Source organism: Cloacibacillus sp. An23, from assembly GCF_002159945.1.
Lineage (GTDB): Bacteria > Synergistota > Synergistia > Synergistales > Synergistaceae > Caccocola.
Genome location: NZ_NFJQ01000014.1, coordinates 36,579 through 60,519, shown reverse-complemented (window position 1 = coordinate 60,519; position 23,941 = coordinate 36,579). Strand labels below are relative to the sequence as shown.

The 23,941-nt window shown below is 58.7% G+C and carries 14 protein-coding genes; 5 read left to right on the top strand and 9 right to left on the bottom strand.

The annotated features are described in order from the left end of the window. The 8 genes from B5F39_RS13170 to B5F39_RS13135 all read right to left on the bottom strand — a co-directional run. Nucleotides 1-218: citrate lyase acyl carrier protein (locus B5F39_RS13170; protein ID WP_087368466.1), on the bottom strand; the 218-nt coding region annotated here is incomplete at its 3' end. 103 nt (nucleotides 219-321) lie between these two features. After that, nucleotides 322-1,593 (bottom strand): isocitrate/isopropylmalate family dehydrogenase, encoded by a 1,272-nt coding sequence (locus B5F39_RS13165; RefSeq protein ID WP_087368464.1) that lies wholly within the window; start codon nucleotides 1,591-1,593, stop codon nucleotides 322-324. Between the two features lie 77 nt (nucleotides 1,594-1,670). Further along, nucleotides 1,671-2,156, bottom strand: a complete 486-nt coding sequence (locus tag B5F39_RS13160; protein WP_087368462.1) for a 3-isopropylmalate dehydratase small subunit — start codon at nucleotides 2,154-2,156, stop codon at nucleotides 1,671-1,673. Nucleotide 2,157: 1 nt separating this feature from the next. After that, nucleotides 2,158-3,414, bottom strand: coding sequence for a 3-isopropylmalate dehydratase large subunit (locus B5F39_RS13155; RefSeq protein WP_087368460.1), 1,257 nt, complete (start codon nucleotides 3,412-3,414; stop codon nucleotides 2,158-2,160). Nucleotides 3,415-3,437: 23 nt separating this feature from the next. Further along, nucleotides 3,438-3,965, bottom strand: a complete 528-nt coding sequence (gene leuD, locus B5F39_RS13150; RefSeq protein WP_087368458.1) for a 3-isopropylmalate dehydratase small subunit — start codon at nucleotides 3,963-3,965, stop codon at nucleotides 3,438-3,440. A 15-nt stretch (nucleotides 3,966-3,980) separates the two neighbouring features. After that, nucleotides 3,981-5,261: an aconitase/3-isopropylmalate dehydratase large subunit family protein gene (locus tag B5F39_RS13145; RefSeq protein WP_087368456.1), complete on the bottom strand. Its 1,281-nt coding sequence runs from the start codon at nucleotides 5,259-5,261 to the stop codon at nucleotides 3,981-3,983. A gap of 37 nt (nucleotides 5,262-5,298) precedes the next feature. After that, nucleotides 5,299-5,859 carry an HD domain-containing protein gene (locus B5F39_RS13140; RefSeq protein WP_087368454.1) on the bottom strand — a complete coding sequence of 187 codons (561 nt, stop codon included), beginning with the start codon at nucleotides 5,857-5,859 and terminating at the stop codon, nucleotides 5,299-5,301. A 36-nt stretch (nucleotides 5,860-5,895) separates the two neighbouring features. Next, nucleotides 5,896-6,594 (bottom strand): FadR/GntR family transcriptional regulator, encoded by a 699-nt coding sequence (locus tag B5F39_RS13135; protein ID WP_087368452.1) that lies wholly within the window; start codon nucleotides 6,592-6,594, stop codon nucleotides 5,896-5,898. A 526-nt stretch (nucleotides 6,595-7,120) separates the two neighbouring features. Between B5F39_RS13135 and B5F39_RS13130 the strand changes: the two genes are divergently transcribed. After that, nucleotides 7,121-8,653: an aldehyde dehydrogenase family protein gene (locus B5F39_RS13130; RefSeq protein WP_087368450.1), complete on the top strand. Its 1,533-nt coding sequence runs from the start codon at nucleotides 7,121-7,123 to the stop codon at nucleotides 8,651-8,653. A gap of 124 nt (nucleotides 8,654-8,777) precedes the next feature. Next, entirely contained in the window at nucleotides 8,778-10,091 is a 1,314-nt protein-coding gene (locus B5F39_RS13125; protein WP_239391285.1) for a B12-binding domain-containing radical SAM protein, read from the top strand. A gap of 209 nt (nucleotides 10,092-10,300) precedes the next feature. Here the strand turns inward: B5F39_RS13125 and B5F39_RS14675 are convergent, their stop codons facing one another. Next, nucleotides 10,301-10,555 carry a GIY-YIG nuclease family protein gene (locus B5F39_RS14675; protein ID WP_255376032.1) on the bottom strand — a complete coding sequence of 85 codons (255 nt, stop codon included), beginning with the start codon at nucleotides 10,553-10,555 and terminating at the stop codon, nucleotides 10,301-10,303. Nucleotides 10,556-10,717: 162 nt separating this feature from the next. Between B5F39_RS14675 and B5F39_RS13115 the strand changes: the two genes are divergently transcribed. From B5F39_RS13115 to B5F39_RS13105, 3 genes are all read left to right on the top strand, one after another. Beyond that, nucleotides 10,718-11,557 (top strand): tyrosine-type recombinase/integrase, encoded by an 840-nt coding sequence (locus B5F39_RS13115; RefSeq protein WP_087368446.1) that lies wholly within the window; start codon nucleotides 10,718-10,720, stop codon nucleotides 11,555-11,557. 507 nt (nucleotides 11,558-12,064) lie between these two features. Then, the gene (locus tag B5F39_RS13110; protein ID WP_143330758.1) at nucleotides 12,065-13,705 is read left to right on the top strand and encodes a ShlB/FhaC/HecB family hemolysin secretion/activation protein; all 1,641 of its coding nucleotides are present in this window, start codon (nucleotides 12,065-12,067) and stop codon (nucleotides 13,703-13,705) included. Between the two features lie 185 nt (nucleotides 13,706-13,890). Beyond that, a complete protein-coding gene (locus B5F39_RS13105; RefSeq protein WP_087368443.1) occupies nucleotides 13,891-23,742 on the top strand; it encodes a filamentous hemagglutinin N-terminal domain-containing protein in 9,852 nt (3,283 codons plus the stop codon). Nucleotides 23,743-23,941 lie beyond the last annotated feature (199 nt).

The window sequence follows — 23,941 nt, the reverse complement described above, 5'->3', positions numbered from 1 at the left end:
AGCACTATGTCGAGCGCGCCGTTGTCCTGTACGGTCACCTTCAGATCCTTCGCCTCGAGCGCGGCGAGGGTCTCCGTTATCTTCTTTTCCATCGCGCTTTTGAAGCGCGCGGCGCTCGCCCCGGTTATCTCTATCGAGACGCCCGCGCCGGACGGCGCTTCTTCGAGCGTCACGAGGCAGTCCATCGATTCAAGCGTCCCCGCCTGCGATGTCTTCATCTGGCAATTCCTCCTTACGATGTAAAAGCGGCCCGCCCGTCCCGAAACGGCGGAAGGCGAGCCGCTTTGTTTATTTTACTCCAGGTTACGGTACTTTCGTAAGCTAGTCATCGAAGCCGATGAGCGACTTTTCGTCCCACGCGCACATCTCGTGGACCTTTTTCTTCGCCGCTTCGAGCTTTTCTCCGGTGAACTCGGGATTTATCTTCTGCGCTATCGCCGCCGCCATTTCGATGGTCGAGGCGGCGTTCTTCTCCCAGTCCGGGTCTCCGCGGAAGTCGCGCAGCACGTCGTAGGTGAGCGTGCCGGGCTTGTTTTCTGTGAGGACTTCGCCGAGCGCCTTTTCTATCTTCTTCGCGGCGTCGTCGAGGCCGAGGTACTCGAGCATCATCTTGCAGGTGAGGATCATCGCGCTCGGGTTGACCTTATACTGGTGCGCGTACTTCGGAACGGAGCCGCTGGACGGCTCGAATATCGCGGCATTCTTCCCGATGTTGCCCGATGGCGCGAAGCCGAGGCCGCCCGTGAGCTGCGAGGCTTCGTCGGAGAGTATGTCGCCGAAGACGTTCGAGGCTACGATGACGCTGTAGTCCTGCGGGTTCTTGATGAGCCACATCGCGGTCGCGTCGGCGTTCTCTTCGATTCCCTTGATGCCGTACTGCTCGTACTCCTTCGCTATCTCGAGGAAGATGCGCTTCATCATGCCGTCGGTCTGGCGTATGACGTTGGCCTTGTTGCAGCAGTGGACGGTCTTGCGTCCCGTCGCCTTCGCGTACTCGAACGCGGCGCGGATGATGCGCTCGCAGCCCTCGGTCGAGAAGACGCGCCACGAGACGGCTATCTCGCCCTTGCCTTCACGGAAGCGGTCCATGCCCTTGTGCAGGTCGAACATCTCGGGCGGCAGCGGGAAAAATTCGACGGCGGCGTAGAGGTCTTCGGTGTTCTCGCGGAACATCACAATGTCGATGTCCGGGTTCTTCGCGAGCGGCGTGCCGATGCCGGGCAGCGTCTTGGCGGGGCGGATGTTTATGTAGAGGTCGAAGAGCTGGCGCATCTGGAGTATCGCGGACTTGAAGCCCTTGACTCCGGCCTTGGAGGTGATGGCGGCCATTATAGTCGCGTCGGTCTCTTCTATGGACTTTATCGTCTCCGGGGGAACGGTGTTGCAGCGCGGGTCGTCTTCGCCGAACTTCTTGTTCGACTTTTCCCACATGCACCAGCCGAGGTCGGCGCGGTGCCAGTTGATGGGCAGGTCGAGCGATTCGAGGACGAGCAGCGCGCCCTCCATCATGTCGAATCCGGAGTCGTCGCCCGCCATGTAGGTAACGTCGTAGCGGTCCTTCTTCTCTTTTACCTTAAGAATGTTCTCTGCCATTTCTGTTCCTCCTCTGTTATTCTTTATCTCATGCCGGGCCGCCGCCCGCGGCCGGGCGGCGCGCTCCGCTTTTTTGTTTACGCCAGTCCCAGCTCTTTCTTGACGTGCGGGATGAGTCCGCCGTCGTTTATGAGCCCCTGAACGAACTCCGGGTACGGCGGGAACGGGTATTCTTTGCCGTTGGCCTTTATCACGCCGCGCTTGAAATCTATCTCGGCCTCGTCGCCCATCTTAAGCTCGTCGCAGGCTTCGGGGCAGACTATCGTCGCGAGCCCTTCGTTGAGGCAGTTGCGGTAGTGTATGCGCGCGAAGCTCTTCGCGACTATTGCCGCGATGCCGCGCTCCTTAAGGCATATCGCCGCTTGCTCGCGGCTTGAGCCGCAGCCCCAGTTCTTGCCCGCGACTATTATGTCGCCGGGCTTCGCGTTCTTGGTAAATTCCGGGTCGAGATCCTCGCAGGCGTGCTCCGCCATCTCGGAGCGCTCCTTTATCGTGTAGGTGTATTTGCCCGGGAATATAACGTCGGTGTTGACGTCGTCGCCGTATTTCCAAACTCTGCCCATCTTATAGCGCCTCCCTCGGGTCTGTTATTTCGCCTTTTATCGCGGAAGCCGCGACCGTCATCGGGCTTGCGAGATAGATGAAGCTGTCCTTGTCGCCCATGCGGCCCTTGAAGTTCCTGTTGGCCGTGCTTATTGCCGTTTCGCCGGGCGCGAGGATGCCTTCGTGGTTGCCCATGCAGGGGCCGCAGCCCGGGTTGCATATCACGCACCCCGCGTCGAGCAGCGTGTCGAGGACGCCTTCGCGCATCGCCTGGCGGTAGACTATCCACGACGCCGGTATGACGACGGTACGGACGGCTACTTTCTTGTCTTTGAGGATTCCGGCGGCGAGGCGCAGGTCCTCTATACGCCCGTTGGTGCAGGAGCCGAGGAACGCCTCGTGTATCTTCGTCCCCTTGACTTCGCTCACCGGAGCCCAGTTGTCCACTGTGTGCGGCTTCGCGACGCAGGGCTCTATGTCGCCGAGGTCGTAGTGGACTTCCTTCGCGTAGACCGCGTCGCCGTCGGCCCAGATGCACTCCCAGTTTGAATATTTTTCCTTGCCCTTTATCGCGTCGAGCACTTTCTGGTCGGGCTTGCAGACGGCGTTCTTCGCGCCGAATTCGATGCCCATGTTGCATATCGTCATGCGCTCGGAAATGCTCATGTCCTCGATGCCCGGCCCGTGGAATTCGACGCTCATGTAGTCCGCGCCGTCGGCCTTGACGTCGCCGATGAGTTTCAGGATGAAGTCCTTCGTCGATACGCCGGGCTTGAATTTGCCGGTGACTACGACTTTCATGCTCTCCGGCACCTTGAACCATATTTTTCCCGTGGCCCAGACCGCGGCCATCTCCGAGCGGCCTATCCCGGTCGAGAAAGCTCCGTAGGCGCCGTAGGTGCAGGTGTGGCTGTCGCTGCCGACCATCACGAGGCCGGGGAGCGCGTAGCCCTCTTCGCATATCTTCTGGTGGCATACGCCGCCGCCGCTCATTATGTCGTAAAGGTGCGGGATGCCCTGCTCCGCGGCGAACTCGCGCACCTCCTTGTGGTTGACGGCGTGCGCGCTCGTCGGAGCGGGGACTGCGTGGTCGAGGACGAAGCAGATGCGCTCGGGATACTTGACCTTTTCGACGCCTATCTTCTTAAACGTGCGTGAAATCGGGCCGCCGTTGTCGTGGCTCATGCAGACGTCCGGCTCGACCGTGACGACCTCGTTCGCCTTCACTTCGTATCCGGCGGCTCTGCCCAGGACCTTTTCAGCGAATGTCTTCCCCATGTTCGTCTCCTCCTTCCGCGCGGCTATTTCTCCGCCGCGACCTTGGCCTTCATGTAGTTCATGAGGCCGCCGGCCTTCATTATGTCGTTCTCCAGATTGCTCACGGCGTCGCCGTGGAAGGTCTCGCCGTTCGTCGCGTCCTTTATAGTCCCGGTCGAGAGCTCGACCTCGAGCTGGTCTCCGTCCTTTATCTTCCCCGCCTTGATGGCGTCGGAAAGCCCCTTGACGAAGAGGACGGGATAGCCGTTGTTGATGGCGTTCCTGTAATAGATGCGGCTGCACGTCTCTGCGAGGACGCACGGGACGCCGGCGTATTCGAGGCAGTAGACGGCGTGCTCGCGGCTCGAGCCGCAGCCGAAGTTCTTGCCCGCGACGACGAAATCGCCCGGTTTTACTTCCTTCGCGAAATTCTCCTTGCCGGGATAGTACTCGAACGCGTACTGCGGCATGTTCTTCGGGTCCGTCTCCGCGAGATATTTATTGTGGTAGATGAGGTCGGTGTCTACGTCGTCGCTGAATACCCACGCTCTGCCTTTTAAGATTTCGCCCATAACGCTCTTCCTCCTCTACTTGAGTATCTCTCTCGGGTCGGCTATGACGCCCTTGACCGCAGTAGCCATCGCCGTCATCGGGCTCATGAGGTACGTGTGGCTTCCCTTGCCGACCTTGCCGATGAAGTTGCGGTTCGTCGTCGAGCAGCCGACGTCGCCGGACGGCATCGCGCCGTAGTGCTCGGCGGTGCAGAGCGAACATGTCGGATTCGTGAACACTATCCCGGCCTTGAGGAAGTCCGCCGCCATGCCCTCTTCGACGCAGCGGAGCTGTACCTCCGTCGTCGCCGGCGTGATTATCGTGCGCACCGTCGGGCTGACCTTGCCTCCGCCCGCCATCAGCACGTCGTGCGCGGCCTTTATGTCCTCGTAGCGCCCGTTCGAGCATGAGCCGATATGCACCTGGTCTACGTGCGTCCCGGCTATCTCGCTCACCGGCTTCACGTTGTCCGGCGCGTCCGGGCACGATGCCATAGGCTCGAGATCGTTCACGTTGTAGTGCAGCACGCGGCAGTACTCGGCGTCCGGGTCGGCCTTAAGCTCTTTCGCGAGCGTTTCGACCTCCGGCCCTGCGCGCTCGACGAGCCATTTCAGAACGTCGCCGTTCGGCATGATGAGAGGCACCTTGCCGCTCATCTCTGTGACCATCGAGCAGAGCGTCAACCGCTCGGCGAGCGTCGCGTTGTCTATCGTCTCGCCTACGAACTCAACCGCGAGGAAGTCCATGCCGCCCGCGCCGAGGTCGCCGATTATCTTCGTCAGAAGGTCTCTCATGCAGACGCCCTTCTTGAATTTGCCCGTGACCTCTATCTTCATCGTCTCCGGCACGCGGAACCAGTTGATGCCCGCGATGTACGAGGCGGCTATGTCGGAGTTGCCGACGCCGGTCGCGAACGCGCCGACCGCGCCGAGCAGGTTCATGTGGCTGTCGGTGCCGAGGACGACGTCGCCCGGCTTTATCATTCCGGCCTCGAGCATGACGTGCTGGCCGATGCCGTGGTTGATGTCGAAGAGGCGCGTTACGCCCTGGCGCTTGCAGAACTCGCGGATTATCTTCTGGTTGGCCGCGACCTTCTCAGAGTGCGCCGGGGCCTGAAGGTCGAAGGTGAAGGCGAGCTTGTCGGGGTCCCAGACCTTCGCGTCTTTTCCCATTTCTTTCTCAAACTGGAGAACGACGTTTGCGCCGCCGAAGTCGCGGCAGGTCGCCCAGTCTATTTTGCACCAGACGCGGTCCCCGACCTTCACGGGATGGCCCGAGGCGCGCTCCATGATTTTCATTATCGACGTCTTGCCCATTGCCTGTCTCTCCCTCCGTAAGTCTCGCGTAAGATTTTTATTTCATTCCGAGGAACGACTTGATAGACTCGAAATTGATGAAATCCGCCTTATTAACGACGACCGCCTCAGGGCTGCGCAGAGTGCCGTCGCCCTCGTGGGCGTGGTTCGCTATGATGTGCCCCACCTCGTCCGGCAGGCCGTTGCGCAGCGCGATGACCGTGCCGGAGAACGGATGGCGCAGATTCTTTCCGCAGCGCGATTTAACCGTCTCGCCCGCCGGGGTCTTCTCATACTCGACGAGCTTGCCGACGTCGTGCAGCAGCGCGCCAGCGACGAGCAGGTCGTTGTCCATCCTGTACTTCGCGTCACGCGCCGCGTATATCGCGTTGAACTCGTCCATCGCCAGCTTCGCTATGCGCGTAACGCCGCGCACGTGGTCGAGGTAGCTGAACGGGCAGTTGGGAATGAGGAGCGTGAAGGGAATCTTCGCCATATCCTCGGGCTCCCAGCCGCCGGATTTCAGTCCGTCCTCGATAGCGGCGAGCGTGTTCTCGCGCATCTTCTCGTCGTGAATCCACTCGATTTCGGGAAACAGCTCTCTGATCTTCTCTTTCATAACCTCATCCTCCCGCGTAGTCTCTTTCGTTTTTATTTATTCGCCCGCCGCTATTCCTCTGTGCAGCGTGCGGTATATCCTGTCTATGTGGCGCGACGCGGCCTCCCGCGCGCGCTCGGCGTCGTGGTCGAGTATCGCGTCGTACATGTTTCTGTGCTCGTTGAGAAAAGCGTCCTTGTCGTCGAGCAGATTGTATATCCTCTCGTGCGTCGCGAGTATCAAATCGAAATTCATGCGAGTGATGTTGACGAACACAAAATTGTGCGTCGCCTCGGCGAGCACGAGATGAAAGTCGAAATCCGCCTGCGCGCGGTCCTGAGGGCGCGCCAGGCGGTCCTCCGTAGCCGTGATGACGCGCAGCAGCCGCATTAGGTCGGACGGCGTCGCGCGCATCGCGCTCTCGCCGGCGATGGCGGGGTCGAGGATGCGGCGCGCCTCCATCAGCTCGAGAATCGCGGAATCCTCAAGCTGTATCCGCCCCGCCTTCTCCTCAGACAGAACGCGGGGCTGGCGCACGAAACGCCCCTTGCCCGCTATCGACTCGATAAGGCCGAGCAGCTCCATAACTCGGAAGGCCTCGCGCAGCGAACTGCGGCTCACGCCGAAAGTCTCCATAAGCTGGCGCTCCGAGGGGAGCGGGTCGCCGGGGAGCAGACGCCCGTCCGCTATTTCCTCCTTGAGCTTCTCCACAACCTTCTCGTATATCCTTGTCGTCTTAACGGGTGATTCCATCATTGTGAACAAACCTCCTAACTGGGTTGCCCAGTCTACTATATACTACTTTCTGGCAGACTGCGCAACCCTTAAAATATTTTCTAAATAATTCTAAAATTAGCGCCAAATGCTTGCGCGTTATGCGTCTCACACATTGTGAAGAACCTCTAAAATCTCTCTGTCAGACCGTTTTTTCTCTCTTTCCCCCGGTTTTCTCCCGTTCGTTTCCGCGCTGCGCTCCGCGTGCAAAAATAATGATGCGCATAACTTGCTCTGATTATCACATATTGTCAGACCGGTAGTCAAATTTCGCCGCACTTCTGCTTTCCCGCGCACGCGTCGCGGCTGCGGACAATAACGCCGAATTAAGGACAAAAGTGATTTTTTCGCGGCGCAATCATTTAATGCAACTAAGTTGTAATAAAATGGTGAATGTGATAGATTTTGGCAGTCAGACACAACGAAGCTTTTTTCGCAAAAGTTTTGAAGAGACGGCCCGCCGTCCGTATTTATCCCGTATTACAGAAACGAAGGAGGAAAAACTGCAATGGACAAAAATTCTTGGCTCGAAAGCCTCGGCGTCGCCGGGACGTGTCCCGGCGTGTCTACGGGAAAGGAATGGTTCGCTTCCGATGGCGCGAAGGAGCTCGTCAGCTATTCGCCGGCCGACGGCTCGGAGCTCGGGCGAGTGCGCTGCGCGAGAAGGGAAGACTACGAGCGCGCCGCGGCTGCGGCAGAGGCTGCGTTCCTTAAATGGCGCGAAGTCCCCGCCCCGGTGCGCGGTGAAATAGTGCGTCAGATAGGCGTCCGCCTGCGCGAGAAGAAAGAGGCGCTGGGCCGCCTCGTCTCCCTGGAGATGGGGAAAATTTTGCAGGAGGGGCTCGGCGAGGTGCAGGAGATGATAGACGTCTGCGACTTCGCGGTCGGCCTTTCGCGACAGCTCTACGGGCTGACATTCCCATCGGAACGCCCGCGCCACAGGCTCATGGAGCAGTGGCACCCGCTCGGCCCGATAGCCGTAATTACTGCTTATAATTTCCCGGCCTCCGTCTGGTCGTGGAACGCCATGCTCGCCGCCGTCTGCGGCGACACCGTGATATGGAAGCCGTCGAGCAAGACGCCGCTCTGCGCCGTTGCGATACAGAAAATCGCCTGCGAAGTGCTCGCGGAGAACGGCATGCCCGAAGGCGTATTCAACCTCGTCATCGGCTCAGGACGCGACGTCGGAGAGGTGATGCTTGAGGACGCGCGCGTGCGCCTCGTGTCGTTCACCGGCTCGACGGAGACGGGGCGTCACGTCGGCGTCGCGGTTGCGCGGCGCTTCGGGCGCACGATTCTCGAACTCGGCGGGAACAACGCGAGCATCGTGACCGAGCACGCCGACATGAAGCAGGCCGTCCCCGGCATAGTCTTCGGCGCGGCGGGCACGGCGGGTCAGCGCTGCACGACGACGCGCCGCGTCATAGTCCACGAGAGCCGCTATGAAGAGCTGGCGCAGAAGCTGACTTCGGCCTACGGCAGGCTGAAAATCGGAAATCCGCTCGAAGAGGGCGTACACGTCGGCCCCGTCGCCGACGCGAACGTCGTGAAAGATTTCCTCGCCGCCGTCGAAGAGGCGAAGGCGCAGGGCGGCGAGCTGCTATGCGGCGGCACGGCGCTGCCGGAGCTCGGCGCGTGCTACGTCAGCCCCGCGATATTCAAAATGAGCGCGGACGCGCCGCTCGTCCGCGAAGAGAAATTCTGCCCGATACTCTATCTCATACCGTACTCGGGCGGGCTCGGCGAAGCCATACGCATCCACAACGGCGTGCCTCACGGGCTCTCGTCGTCGATATACACGACGGACTTCCGCGAGGCCGAACAGTTCCTGAGCTGCTCCGGCTCCGACTGCGGAATAGCGAACGTCAACCTCGGCACCAACGGCGCGGAGATAGGCGGGGCCTTCGGCGGAGAAAAGGAGACCGGCGGCGGGCGCGAATGCGGCTCCGACGCGTGGAAGGGCTACATGCGCCGCCAGAGCGGCGCGATAAACTTCTCGCACGAAATGCCGCTCGCGCAGGGCATCAAGTTCGAGTTCTAAAATTTCCGGAAAAATCACAGGACAGAGGCCGCGGGAAAAATCCTCCGCGGCTTTTTTCGCGCGCCTGTTTGCGATAAACTCATCTGCGTGTTTGAAATTTATCGTCACGGAGGCGCGTTGGGCTGTGGAGATAAAACTTGTGAAAAACGGCGGCGGCCGGTCGAAATTCATAGACGCGGGCGCGCTCGTGGAAATTTCGGGAAAGCGCGTGCTCGGCGTCAATCCGCCCGTGCGCGACTTCGCCTTCATGGACCTGTGGTCGAAGCCGCTCGGCCTGCTCTATCTGCTGCAAAGCCTGCGCGCGCGCAACTCCGTCGCGCTCTTCGACTGCGTGTGGGAGGCGCGCGAAGGGCTGAAGACGTTCGGACGGCAGAAGACCGCGAAACACGAGATAGAAAAGCCCGAAGCATACGCTTCGGTGCGCCGCCGCTACTTCCACTTCGGCCCGGCGCGCGAAAAGGCCGCCGCGAAGCTCGCGGCCCTCGGCGCGCCCGACGTCGTGCTGCTCACCTCCGTCATGACCTACTGGTATCACGGCGTGAAATGGGCGATAGAGCTGCTGCGCGAACTGTTCCCCGAAAGCGTGATAATCTTAGGCGGCGTCTACGCCTCGCTCTGCCCGGAGCATGCGTCCCGCCTCGGCGCGGATTACGTCGTGAGCGGACGCGCGGAGCCTGCCGCGCCCTATCCGGCGATGGATCTCTACGGCGCGGTGAATTACGGCGTCTCTATGACGTCGTTCGGCTGTCCCTTCTCGTGCGGCTACTGCGCCTCGCGCCTGCTGTGGCCGCGCTACCGCAGAAGAAGTGTGGAAGATGCGCTCGCCGAGATAGAATGCCAGACGGAGCTCGGCGCGCGCGACATAGCTTTTTACGACGATGCGCTGCTGCTCGGCGAAGAAGGATTTTTCTACCCGCTCTGCCGCGCCCTCTCCGCGCGTTACGGCTCCTCGCTGCGGCTGCATACGCCGAACGGCCTTCACGTGCGCCAGATCGACGCGCGCTGCGCGGAGACGCTCGCCGGGAGCAACTTCAAAACGATACGCCTCTCGCTCGAAAGTATAGACCCGGAAATCGCGCGCGAAAGCTCCGGCAAGGTCGCGCGCGAGGAATACGCCTCCGCCGTCAAAAATCTGCTCGCGGCGGGCTACGGCTCCGAAGACTGCGAGACGTACATCCTCGCTGGCCTTCCGGGTCAGGACATACAGTCTGTGAAAGATACGATAAACTTCGTCTGGGACAACGGCGGCGTGCCGAAACTCGCGGAATTCTCGCCTATTCCCGGAACGCCGCTCTTCGAGGCCGCCGCGCAAAAACTCCCCGCCCTGCGCTCCGAGCCGCTGCTCCAGAACAATTCCGTCTACTGCTCGTACTTCTCGCGCGACATAACGCCGGACGAGCTCCAGGAGCTGAAGGACATGACGAAGCGCCGGCGGTGAAAAACTTCTGCGGACGCGGCGCCGGAGTTTTTTCAGCCGATTGACCTTTTATAAAACGTCGCCCCGCAGATGTCCGGTGCGGGGCCTCCGTCTCAACCCCGACAGCTTCTGACATGGCTGTCACGATTCATTCAGCCCCGGTGTCAGTGATGGAGATTCAGGCCAGAAGATTGCCTGAATGACATAAATTTGTTATTTTAGTTTTTTGTTTAAAGTTCTCCTTCGGCGAGGTCTCTCCACTCCGGGTTTAGTTTTTCGATTTCTCTTATTTTCCATGCCCGGTTCCATTCTTTCATGCGTTTTTCTGCTTGTACAGCTTCTTCCATAGTATCGAAGAACCTGTACCATACCGGCTTATCGGCGTTGTACTTTCTCGAGAAACCGTTAAGCTCGCGGCTATTGCGTACGCCCACCCTTCGCGGCAAATCCGATGCGACGCCTATATAAATTACTCCGTTCTTTATTGCTGATTGAGCAGCTATACCACGTCGGGCTTATTTTTGCGGCAAGCGGTTGATATATTTTTTATCGCGGCTGCGGCGCATCCGCCCTCTTCCCACTCCCAGCCTGTAATATAAAGCCATCAGCAACGCGCCGCATGGCGCGGAAAAAAGGGCGGTTTACAGATGATTCTTACAAAACAGATGATAGAAGACTATCTCCGCCGCCTCGCGGAAGACGAGCGCGGAGAAGCGACGATAGACAAATACAGGCGCGACCTTACGCGCTTCTACGACTTTCTGCCGGACGGCAAACTGCTGGACAAGGCCGCCGTACTGCGTTGGAAAGAGCACCTCGTCGCGCGGAAATACGCGAGCTCCTCCGTCAACGTCATGCTCGCCTCCGTCAACGGGATGCTCACGCACGCGGGGCTCGCCGCGTGGCGCGCGAAATTCCTCAAGCGCCAGCGCTCCGCCTTTCGCGAGGAACGCCGCGACCTCGCGCGCGGCGAATACATGAAACTTGTGGAGACTGCGCGCAGAGAGAACAACGAACGCATAGGCCTCGCGATGGAGACGATTTGCTCGACGGGCATCCGCGTCTCCGAGCTAGCCTTCGTAACGGTCGAAGCGGCGCGCGCGGGACGCGCCGAGATAATGCTCAAAGGCAAATGCCGCCGCATACTCTTTCCCTCGGCTCTCGTTAAAAAACTGCTGCGCTACGCCGCCTCGCGCAAAACGGCGCGCGGCCCCATATTCACTGGAAAGAACGGAAAGCCCGTAAGCCGCCACAGGATATGGGCGGAGATGAAAAAGATAGGCGCGAAGGCCGGCGTCGCGGCGAGCAAAGTCTTCCCGCACAACCTGCGCCACCTCTTCGCGAAGGCGTTCTACGCGCTCGAGCGCGACTTGTCGAAGCTCGCGGACCTGCTGGGCCACAGCAGCATAGAGACGACGCGCATATACATAGCGACCGACGGCTGCGAGCACCGGCGCCAGCTCGACAGGATGAGGCTGGTAATGTAATTTTGCTTACGTTGCGATAAAAACGCACAGGACATTATAATATAAAAACGCTCTTTTTTGTCTATACCCCGCACGTAATTTTGCTTACGTGCCCCTGCACGCCGTAACGCTTACAAGGAACACATACCGGAGTAACCTCAAAGCAACATACGCCTGAGAGGCGCGGCGGCAGGTGCTGACCTAACTTGCCCAAATGCAGACGCCGCCCGTCCGGCGACTGGCGCGCGCCGTCTTTCACACGCGGACTGTAACCCGCCTGCGCCGCACGCCCGCATCTGAACCAAATCCCCAAAAACACGAAAGCAACGCAGTGTTTTTATTGTATCGGTTTCAACTTGGCTATGCAAAAATAACTCGCGGACGCAACGTAAGCAAAATTACGTGACAAAAGGATTGACGCATTCGCCGGCCCTAAGCGGCAATCGGGCCGGCGGAGCCGTTCATAAATATTTGAGATGCGAAGGTGTGTGTGCAAGATTGAAAAAGCTTTGCTTTATCCTGATCATTATGTCGTCGCTGCTTTGCTCTTTACCGCCGGCGTTCGGCGCGTCGCCCCTGCCGTCCTTCGACGAAGACGCCGTGCGCACCTACCCTCCGTACATGCGGACCGGGACGCCGGATATCGAAGTTGAAGAGCCGGACGTGAAGCCCTCGGGAACTCCGCAGGAAGGCAACACCGGGACGGCGGAAGACCCGGCCTTCTTCGTGAAGGCCGTCAGACTCACCGGCTACGAAGTGCTCGACGAAAAAGGCGAGCTCAAAGCGATACTCGGCAAATACAGCGGGCGCAGCGTAAAAGTGCGTGAACTCACGTCGCTGACGGACGAGATAACGAACTACTGCCGCGAACGCGGCTACACCATACCGCTCGCCGTCGTACCGAAACAGGAGATCGTGGACGGCGTGCTCGAAGTCAAAATATACGTCGCCTCCTACGACGGCGTCGAGATAACCGTCAACTCATCCGACATCTACGACAAAACATTACAGCGCTACGTGAGCTGCCTCAAACGCGGCGACGTCATAACCGACCGCAGGCTCGAAACCGCGATAAACAACCTCAACGACCTCCCCGGCGTACAGGCGCGCGCCATACTCCGTCCCGGCTCCGAACCGGGCACCACGAAAATAGACATCGAAGTCAAAAAACGCAAAGTGTGGAACAACTACATATACGCGGACAACGGCGGCGGCTACTACTCGGGGCGCTACCGCTACGGCTTCAACACCGAAATAAACAACCCCACCCGCACCGGCGACAAAATAATAGTCAGCGGCATGATAACCAACGAAGAAACCAAAAACTACAGCCTCCGCTACGAAATGCCGGTAGGCGCGCGCGGCACGCGCCTCGGCTTCGCCTACAGCAAAACCAACTATGAATTCACGCCGAACTCGCTCTACGACTCCCTCGGCGAATCCGAAGGGCTCAGCGTCTACGGCCTCACCCCGCTCTACAGGAGCAAAGCCGACCGCCTCACACTCATCTACGGCTACGACCACAGAAACATCACCGACGAATACCGCTTCCGCGAAGAGATACTGCGCCCATTCGACTTCGGGCGCGACAAAACCGCGAGCGTCTGGCACATAGGGTTGAGCGGCAGCCGCTACGGCGTAAACCAGTTCCTTCAATACAGCCTCGTCTACTGGTACGGCGACATCAAGACCGACGGCGGCGGAGCCTACTACGACGGCGGCTACCACAAGCTCACCGCAGACATGCTCAAAATCTGGTACTGGGGGAGATTCAACGCGCGCGTGCGCGCCAGGGGCCAGCTCGCAAGCCGCGCGCTCGACGGCAGCGAACAATTCTTCCTCGGCGGCATAAACGGCGTGCGCGCCTACGCCAACGGCGACGGCTACGGCGACTCCGGCTACACCGCCACGGGAGAGATACGCTACAACGTCGGCGTCCCCGGCCTCGAGCTCGCGGCCTTCATAGACGTCGGCGCGGCGAAAAACCTCGCCACACCCAACAATGAGATAGACCACCTCGCCGGCTGGGGCGTCGGCCTGCGCTACACCAAGCCAAACGACTGGTACGCGCAGTTCGACTTCGCGCGCAAAATAAACGGCCGCCCCGACCGCTCGGAGCCAGGCGACGACGACTTCCGCCTATGGTTCCAGGTCTACAAGATGTTCTAATCCGCCGTCGCCCCGCAGATCCTTTGTGCGGGGCCTCCGTCCCGGAACGCGGAAGGCTGGGACGAAGGAGCCAAGCGGCGGAGCACCCCCGTCGCCCCGCAAATCTTCTGCGCCCGATGGAGCGGGGCAGACCCTGCGGGGCCTCCGGCATATAGAATCAAAAGGAAGAAAGGAGCAATCCATAAATGATAAAACGAAAACAAAAACTCAAACGGGTGATAGCGTTCGCGGTGCTGCTCTGCTTCACATCGCTCACCGGCGCGCAGCCGCTCTACGCGATACCGGCGAACACGCAGCTGCCGACTGGGCCTGGTGGTGTTGTGGGACAGCCTGAGATTTTTGCGGGGCAGATTGAGCAAGCTATCAACGGCAATACATTGACCCTCACTCAGACAGGAGACACATCCGTCCTGAAATGGGGCGACTTTTCCATCGGCGCTGACGCGGCGGTGAGCTTTGTCGGAGCTAACGGACAAAACTTCAACGACCTCAACTCCGTCAACTTCGTCAACAGCGGCGCGGTCTCCGAAATATACGGACAGCTCACGGCGCTCGGCGGCAACATCTTCATAGCCAACCCCGCGGGCGTCCAGATAGGCAACTCCGCGCAGATAAACGTAGGAAGTTTGTACGTCACAAACAAAGACATTACAAGCGCGATAGACAACATCAGAGGTATGACAGACCCCGCTGATATAAGAAGAGAGTTAGCCGGGCTGAACACGTCCACCAACGCCGAACTCATGAGCCTCGGCAGCATCATCAGCGCCAACAATGTCACATTCGACGGCGGCAGGATAGTACTCGACACTGACAGGCTGTACAAAAACAGCGAGCGCGAAGCGCTTGAAGCAAGCAAACTGCAAATACGGACGACCGACGCGAGCAACGTCGTCCTTGGGTACACGTATGACGGTTATAACGATACAACCGGATATGAGGAAGCGACCGAGAAAAAGTTCGATATTACCGTAAACGGTACGGAGACTTCGACCAACGGCTACATGTGGGTGGAAGACCTCTTCCAGCTCCAAAACATGAACACCAACCTCGGCGGCTGGTACGCGCTCCGCAACTCCATCGACGCGAGTTTTACGGCGAGCGATGCGTATCAAAGCGGTTTTGACGGAAATAACACTGGTCTTGGCTTCAAACCGATTGGCATCTATGATGGAAATCAAAGCAATTCCCATCCTTTCTATGGGCGTTTCGACGGCCTTGGCTATGATATATTCGGCTTGACTATCAAAAGGCCGAGTGAAAATTACGTTGGACTTTTCGGCTATGTTGCAAACGACAGCGACGAAAGGGCATATGTACGCAATTTCACGCTTAATTCCGGCTCGATAAACGGGCGCGTCGGTGTAGGCGGCGCTTTTGGTATGGCGGGGGACGGGACTGTAATCGAAAATATAGTCAACACTGCGGATGTTACGGGAGTACTTAACGTCGGCGGTATTATCGGCACAATAAGTGGTACTGCCGTTCCCGACGCAGACCTTACAGAGCTTAATAACCTGATAAATATAGGCACCGTATCTGGTGGGAATAGCGTAGGCGGCATCGCTGGCTACATCAGCTATGCTTCTATAGGCGGAGAGACATATAACCTCGGCAACATAAGAGGTATAGAATCTAGCATTTATAGCGGCTATAACATCGGCGGCATCGTGGGAAGGGCGAGCAATGCCTCCATAGGTAATGAGAGCGGCTTCCAGATATACAACCAAGCCAGCGTGACAGGCGCGTATAACGTCGGAGGAATCGTCGGCTACTTGCAGGCAAATACAATAGGGAACAGCGGCGTGACCGGAAGCAGCGAGGTGCGCAACGTCGCCAACCACGGGGCGATAACGGCTACCGGCTCTGACACTGACACATATCGTTATCACACCGGAGAAACAACTGATGGCTATATCCCAAGCGGCGGCGAATTTGATGAGAACTCCAGCGATAACGATAAGCTCGTTACTGTCACTGTCGCCGCCGCAAACGCCGGCGGCATCGTCGGAGCGTCGCAGAACGCACGCAATGCAAAAGGGCAGAACATCACCATCAAAAACGTCCTCAACGACGGCGACGTGACTACTGAGACGAGAGGCGCTGGCGATGAGGAATATTACATCTCCGGCAACGTCGGCGGCATCGTCGGGAGCGCGCAGAATACGAAGATAGAGAACGCGACGAACCGCGAGAACAACATACGAGGCGCGCACAACGTCGGAGGAATCGCCGGGCTTCTCTACAACTCGAGCGTGAAGTACGGCGAGAACGACGGCGGCGACATCATGGCGACCGGCGCCCGCGACGCGGAAGGCAACGTCGTAAAAGAGCGCGTGCGTAAAGTGGGCAAAGATGCTTCTGAAGAAGATTTTATCATCGGCAACATCGGCGGCATCGCGGGCTATATGTACGACGACGTTGCAACGGACGCCAAAAGCACTGCCACCACCTTCATCAGCGACTCGACCAACAGGGGTACGGTGCATTCGCAGCTTCTGGACGAAAATCAGGTCTCGAACCCTAATCTTATACCTGATACCGCCAAGGCCGCGAACGTCGGAGGCATCGCCGGGCGCGTCGATATGCGAGTGACGCAGGAGATGGCGGATGTAAGGCCGGACGACACTGGCAGCGCGAGCACTCCAGAAGACTACATGAACGTCACGATCCGCCATTCCTACAACACCGGCGACGTGCAGGGCTATACGGGCGTCGGAGGCGTCGCCGGCATGATGTATAACGGCTCCATAGCGCGTTCCTTCAACATGGGAGACATAACTACGACCCGCAGGGCCGGCGCCAACCTCGAGCCGCTGAATATGGGAGGCATCGTCGGCGACACTACAGTGTGGACGAACGCGCAGACTATGATATACGACGTCTACAACGCGGGGCAGATAGGCGACGAGACATTCAACCTCTACGGACGCCACGTCGGCGGCATAGTCGGGCGTCTCAACGGCGACGTGGAAAAAGCCTACAACACCGGCGACATCTTCAACGGCGCTACGACCGTAGGCGGCGTAGCAGGGTGGTGGTTCGACGGCGACATGACCAACGTATTCAACACCGGCAACATAACGGTGCGGACGGCCGACGAAGTACAGGTCGGGGGCATAGCGGGAGCTGCCAGTGAAAACGGCCTTCAGGTTCTTAACAACGCATACAATCTCGGAACGATTAGGGCCTTCCAGGATAAAAATGATGACGGAGATTTTAATCCTACGTTAGTCGGCGGCATCATAGGCAGGGTGCGCGGAGGGTTCGGCTACAATAATGGTACCGGAAAGTTCAATGATGACGGTACAGTAATCAACAACGTCTATACGCTCGGCAACATCTACTCTGCGAGAGCAGATGGCAAAGGCGGTTATAATTCGACAAGTATAGGCCTCGGCGCTATTTACGGGATGGGAAACGATAGAAAAGATGATGGCACGTATACTTATGATCAAAACAAAATTAAAGACTTTACTCCGTGGTTTACCAACGCGAATTATATAAAGCCGGAAACTGGAATGATGGGCGACACCGACGGTATGTTCAGAGATCTCAGCGATGGCAACAACCGTCTGGAGAATCAGTATCAGGAGCTTCATGTTAATGCTATAGATTATGATGACAAGAGCGATGCAGCATCATATAGTTTTAAAAACGCAATATCCAAAATCGACACGTCTGACTTCGACGCCAAAATCACCGGCGAGTGGCGTCTTTACGACGGCACGCCGATACTGAACGTCTTCCTGCCGTACGCAGAGGAGTACTTCTCTAAGAACTCCGAAGAAATGGAAAACTATGGTATCCAGAGCATCCAGTACGGCACGGCATACAACCCGCTGATGACGATAGTCACGTTCGATGACAACGCTGCGGAGAAAAACCTCACGCTCGACTGGGGCGAGCTCGGCATAACCGGCACCGCGGGCCTCGCCGTCTACAACGGGAACCTGACGCTGAATAATTTCCAGAACAACGGAGATCACTACTTCGGCGGCACGATATACGCGGGCGGCGGCCTGACAGTCAACGCGGCGACGGGGGAAGGATTTGACGGTACGACCTTCGTCATAACCGACGACGCGAAACTCTACGGCTCGTCAGTCACCGTGAACACCGGCGGGCGCGACGCGCTCATCTCGGGCAGCGTCACGGCGACGGGCGAACATGGCGGCGGAAACGTCGTCATAGATACCGGCGACGGCGCGGACGGCAAAGCCGAGGCCGACATAGAGATACTCGGCTCCATCTCGTCGGCGCAGGCGAAGGACACGGAGGTGCAGATTTCGGGCATCAGCGGAAAAGAAAATAACGCCTGGCTTGGAAATGACGAAGAGGGCAACGAGATAGATTGGACGTTGCTCATCAACAACCCGCTCTATTCCGCCATGCCGCAATATTCCGACCTGTACTCGCACATCGCGACTTCCGCGATTGACGACGAAGACAGCAAGAACGGAACCGTCGGCATCACGACGGGCGGCTCCGTCTCCATACTGCTCGGCAACATGGGCATGGGACAGATAAACTCGTACAACGACTTCTCCGTGGAGGCGGACGACGGCATCTACCTCGCCGCGCCGCTCAACATCACGCAGGGTGACATCAACCTGACCAGCTCCGGCGAAATGGTAGCGGACTTCTCGACGGAAGGCTTCGCGAGTCACCTAACCGGCGGCTTCCTGGAGAATTTCGGCAAAAACAGCGAAACGAATCAACAGATTAACGTCAGCGGCGGCGGAGACGTGAAGATAATGGTGGACATGTGGGTAGAGGACGACGCAATCCACCACGACGGACATTTTGACTTCAGCAAGTACGACGGCAACGGTACCACGTTGAAGCAAGCGCTCGACGACATAAACGTCGTGCTGGACAAGCAAGACTACGACGGCGCGGAGGCGGAGTTTGACGCGAGCAAATACGTCTACGTCTGGCTCAGCGACGCATACCAGCTCAAAGGAATGCAGGAGTTTATCGACAATAATAATAACAGCGATGAAGATAAGAACGCCTTCCTCGGCTACAACTTCGCGCTCAAAAACGACATCGACGCTAGCGTCATAAATGGCTATGAGGCGATTGGCACGGGCACGGACGGGTTCTCCGGCGTATTCGACGGACGCGGCTTCCGCATCCTCGGCCTCAACGTCGGAAGCGCGGACGAAAGGCAGACGAACGCTGGCATCTTCGATACCATCAACGGCGGCACGGTGCGCGACCTGCGCGTCTACGCCTCGAACTTCTACGGCACTTCGACCGCGGGCGCGATAGCGGGCGTAAACAAAGGCACGATAACGAACGTCACGACCATCGGCAACCACGTCGAAGCCTCGGGCGGCGATGATGTTCTTGCGACCGTCGGCGGCACGGAGAATATATACGGAGCCGCGGGCGGCATCGCTGGCGTCAACGACAACGGCGGCACGATAAGCGGCTCGAACGCCTCCGACGTCGTAATAGCCGCCGGGACAACCGACGGCAGGCAGGTCACGGCGGGCGGCATCGCGGGAATCAACGCGGACGGCGGCGTAATAGGCAAAGCGCTGGAAGACGATGACACGCTCGACACGGCCGGCGCGGACGCTTATCTCGTCACCGCCGACAGCGCGGTAACGGCGTCGAGCAGCAACACCTACAGCCTCGGCGGAGCGATAGGCGTAAACATGAGCGACGCGCAGGCGACGCTCGTCAACAGCAGCGGCGTCACCAACGGCAGAAACGGAATGGACGCCTTCAACGTCAGCGCCAACGTCGGCGGCGTAGTCGGCGTCAATGAAGGCAAGATGGTCAGCCTCTACAACGAAAGCATAGTGATGGCTCACAGCAACGTCGGCGGCGTAGCCGGAACCAACAACGGCTCGATAACCAACGCCGTCAACGCGACCTCCGTCACATCGACATCTGACAGCGACGGCGAAGCGGCAGAAAACACCGGCGGCATAGCCGGAGTAAACACCGGCACGATAACGAGCGGACGCAACGCCGGAGAAGTCGAAGGCGTCAAATACGTCGGCGGCATGGTCGGAAGCAACAGAAAGAAAGACGACGATACCGGCGGCGAGCTCCAGAACCTCTCCAACGCAATAGCCGCGACAGTGACCGGCAATGAGTACGTCGGCGGCATCGCTGGGACGAACGCCGGAAAAATAGCGAGCGACAACCAGCTCACCAACGAAGGCACCGTGACCGGCACAAGATATGTCGGCGGCGTGGCCGGGAAGAACACCGGCACAATAGAAAGCACCGACGAGGAAAACTTCATCAATAGGGCCACGGTCAGCGGCCTGACCTATGTCGGCGGCATTGCCGGAGAAAACGCGGAGGGCGCGACGATAACCAACGTCACCAACCAGACGTTCGTACTAAAAGCCAACGAATCAGGCACGGCGCAATACTTCGGCGGCATCGCGGGCACGAACAGCGGCACGATAACGAACGCGACAAACGAAAACGACGTAACCGCTAAAGGTGCGCAGTACGTCGGCGGCATCGTCGGGGAAAACACCGGCAGCGGTACTCTGGTAGGCGTACTTACAAATAACGGAAACGTTACAGGAGGCAGCAACGTCGGAGGACTAGCCGGTATTAACAAAAATGAAACCTTGCTGCAGGGGAAGAGGAACGATGACGGCACTATTACGCGCCTTGAAGTGACAAACACAGGCGATGTAGAAGGCACTGATGGAACCAGAGGAAGCGCTGGCGGCATATTCTACGCTAACACCGGCAATATATGGCAAGCCGACCTTGTCAACATGGGGACCGTCAAAGGAAATGGAGATTACCCGACCGGCGGTCTCTTCGGTACCAATAGCGGAGCAATTATCGACTCGACGCTCACAAACAGCGGCGCTGTCCAAGGTAATGGGACGACCGGCGGCTTGATAGGCGAGAACACTGGCGCAATCGAGAATTCTGTGCTTACCAACAAGACGGCGGTCACCGGCGGCGACAACACCGGCGGCCTTATCGGGACAAATAGCGGCGACGTCAAAAACTCGTCGCTTATGAACGAATACGGCGCGACGGTAACCGGCGATAACAACACCGGCGGCCTGATAGGCAACAACACCGGCAAGATAATCGGCGGACGCGGCACAGCCGACAACGGCATGGAATACTACGCTGACAAAATCTATAACAACGGCACGGTCAACGGAGCGGACAACACAGGCGGCCTCGTCGGGAACAACGCGGCAGGAGGCTCGCTCGAAGCGGGCTACAACACCGGCGTCGTGACCGGCACGAACAACGTGGGCGGCATAGCAGGAACCAACGCCGGAACGATAGACCAGGTATTCAACACAGTAATGACGGCTGACGCTACTGCCGGCACGCAGAAAGTCACGGAAGAAATTCGCGGCACATCAAACGTAGGCGGCCTCGTCGGAAGCAACAGCGGCGAGCTGACAAACGCCTACAACAATACGACCAAAGTCACGGCGGAGAACGGCACGAAAGGCAACGCCGTCGGCGAAAACAGCGGAAAGATAGAGAACATCTACGCGACGAATGACAGCGGTAATCTGATAGGCGACAATAACGCCGCCGAAAACGCAATAACCAACGCCTACAGCTTCGCCGTCGGCGACGACAGCGCAACTAAAGTCATCACGGGCGACGAGCAGAAACAGAGAGGAAGCTACGACGGCTTCGGCGACGTCTGGAAATTCTACGACGGCTACAACACGCCCCTGCTTAAGGTGTTCCTGACGGAAGCTAAGTACGACGGCGAGAATCCCGGCTTTGTCTACAACGGACAGGATCAGGGGCTTGACGTAAACAATGTTCTCACTGCGGACGGCAGCCTCAACTCACTGCTCGAAGCCCTCAAATGGAAAAACGTCGGACAAGGCTACCTCGCGTTCGGCTTAACCCAGATAGCCGCGACGACAGACGACGGCGTATTCAATCCGAACAATCTCGGCTATGACATCGACGTCCACTTCGACATCGCCAAAGCGCAGCTCAACATCACGCTCGACGACATTAGCCGCGTCTACGGAAACAAAACGATAACGAACAACACCGCCGCAGAAGACGGAGAGTATCACGTTACCAACAACGATGGATATGGATTCGTCTATGGCGTGGCGAACGGCGACAAAGAGCTAACCTCTGAAATGATAGCCGAGCTTAACGGCACAAACGGCCTCACGTTTGCGCAGACCGCGGACGGCGCGGTGGACAATCTCGTTCCGGGCAAGACGACGACAAACAACGTCGACGAATACGAATGGAGCGCGAGCTTCAGCCTCGGCGCCCTCTCGCAGAACTACGAATTTGTGGACAGCGCAAGCTCCATTACCGTAAGCGACGGCAAATCGACAGTCGGCAAAGCCGAGCTTCACGTCACGCTCGCCGACGCGACGCACACCTACGGAAACGCGGCTGTGACGAACAACGGCGGCAAATATACGATAGAGAGCGGGCTTAACCTTGTGAACGGCGACAAAGACCGGTACGGCGTGAACGACTTCGACGTGACGATGACGGGAGACGGCGCACTTACCGGCAATGAGACCGGCAGAGTGACGTACAACGCGGGCGGCGATTACAAGTGGAGCGGCACTGTCGCCGGCAGCCGCGGAACGGACATTAACACGAACTACAACATCATAGTAGACGGGCCCGGTCAGTCCGTTGTCAACAAGGCCGACCTGCACGTAACGCTCGATACCGCGGAACGCACCTACGGCGACGCGGCGCTGACGAACAACGGCGGCAAGTACGCGATTAAGGACGACTTCGTCCTCGCAAACGGTGACCAATACGGAGTGGACGACTTCGCGGTGTCAATGACGGATGACGGCGCTCTGACGGGAAATGTGACCGGTAAAGTGACAAATGACGCCGGCGGCGCTTATATGTGGAACGGAACGGTCTCCGGCGGCGACGGCACGGACATCGACCGAAACTATAACATCATTGTCGATGGCCCGGCGGATTCCGTCGTCAACAAGGCAAACCTCACAATAGCCCTCGGCGACGTAGAGAGGACTTACGGCGACACGACGATACGGGACGGCGCGTACGGCATCGCCGCGAACGGCGTGACGGGGCTGACCAACGGCGACGAGAACGGTACGCTCGGCTACGCCGGAGGATATGAAACGGACGGCTCGACCGTCATCGTCAACGGAGATGAGCGCACGAACGACGTGAGGGAAGGCGGCTACACTTGGACGGTCGCGGAGGGAAGCTACGGCTCCGCGTTCACCGGCGTGGACGGCCTTACCAACAACTACAACATAACGGTCGTCGCCGGAAAATCGACGGTCACGCCGAAAAAGGTCTCCGTGAGCGGAGCCGACGCGGAGATAGTCTACGGGAACCAGGGCGGAGCGGGCTTCACCCTCACGCCCGGCAGCGGCGCCGTCAACGGGCTGGTCTACGGCGACGAGGTCGGGCTGAACGCCGATTTGTCGTCCGTCGGAAGCGTCAACCTCACGGGAGACTACGAGGCGAACAGAGACGGCCGCGTGACGGCGGACGTGGGGCATTATAAGGACAACCTTGTCTTCGAAGGGCTGACGCTCACGGGAGGCAAGGCCGGCAACTACGAGCTTGAAAACGACTCCGTGCTCGGCGGCATAACAGTCACCCCGGCGCGTCTGGAAATCGCCGCCGACGACCAGAGCGTCGTGCTCGGGACTCTGCCCGTCTATACCGGCACTGCGCCGGAGGCTCTGGGGCAGATGCTTGTGAACGGCGACGTGCTTAGCGGCTTCGGATACGAGTTCGGCCTCTCCGACGCGCTGCTCGCCGGCGTCGTCGGCACGCATCCCGGAGCGATAGGCGTCATCGTGGGCGGCGAATTCTACGGCGGCGGCGTGTACGACTGGAGCCGCCTGAACGGGGTATTTGCGAACTACGACGTGTATATCGTCCCCGGCAGCCTGACGGTCAGCCCGCTCGGCAATTACGGCTATATCCACAGCGACGGCTGGGACCGCGTGCGGAATTTCCGCGAACGCAAGGCGGAGCTTTACTTCCACGAGGGCGGTATGGAGTACGCGGAGAATATGTAACGCCGCGGAGAATATGTCATGCGTAAGCCGTCCGCGTTAAGCGGACGGCTTTTTTATGCTTTTCGCCCGAGCCGGATTTTTATAGTTTTTTAACTTTTATAAAAAATATATGCCGCCCCGCAGCGTACATGCGCCAGATGAAGCGTGGCAGGCTCTGCGGGGCCTCCGTCCCGTACCCAGCAGCAGCTTTCATTGTTAT

What these genes read in the sequence shown, in the direction of transcription:
- B5F39_RS13165 (WP_087368464.1), bottom strand. Translation starts at nt 1,593, where the DNA reads ATGGCAGAGAACATTCTTAAGGTAAAAGAGAAGAAGGACCGCTACGAC.
- B5F39_RS13160 (WP_087368462.1), bottom strand. Translation starts at nt 2,156, where the DNA reads ATGGGCAGAGTTTGGAAATACGGCGACGACGTCAACACCGACGTTATA.
- B5F39_RS13155 (WP_087368460.1), bottom strand. Translation starts at nt 3,414, where the DNA reads ATGGGGAAGACATTCGCTGAAAAGGTCCTGGGCAGAGCCGCCGGATAC.
- leuD (WP_087368458.1), bottom strand. Translation starts at nt 3,965, where the DNA reads ATGGGCGAAATCTTAAAAGGCAGAGCGTGGGTATTCAGCGACGACGTA.
- B5F39_RS13145 (WP_087368456.1), bottom strand. Translation starts at nt 5,261, where the DNA reads ATGGGCAAGACGTCGATAATGAAAATCATGGAGCGCGCCTCGGGCCAT.
- B5F39_RS13140 (WP_087368454.1), bottom strand. Translation starts at nt 5,859, where the DNA reads ATGAAAGAGAAGATCAGAGAGCTGTTTCCCGAAATCGAGTGGATTCAC.
- B5F39_RS13135 (WP_087368452.1), bottom strand. Translation starts at nt 6,594, where the DNA reads ATGATGGAATCACCCGTTAAGACGACAAGGATATACGAGAAGGTTGTG.
- B5F39_RS13130 (WP_087368450.1), top strand. Translation starts at nt 7,121, where the DNA reads ATGGACAAAAATTCTTGGCTCGAAAGCCTCGGCGTCGCCGGGACGTGT.
- B5F39_RS13115 (WP_087368446.1), top strand. Translation starts at nt 10,718, where the DNA reads ATGATTCTTACAAAACAGATGATAGAAGACTATCTCCGCCGCCTCGCG.
- B5F39_RS13110 (WP_143330758.1), top strand. Translation starts at nt 12,065, where the DNA reads ATGTCGTCGCTGCTTTGCTCTTTACCGCCGGCGTTCGGCGCGTCGCCC.
- B5F39_RS13105 (WP_087368443.1), top strand. Translation starts at nt 13,891, where the DNA reads ATGATAAAACGAAAACAAAAACTCAAACGGGTGATAGCGTTCGCGGTG.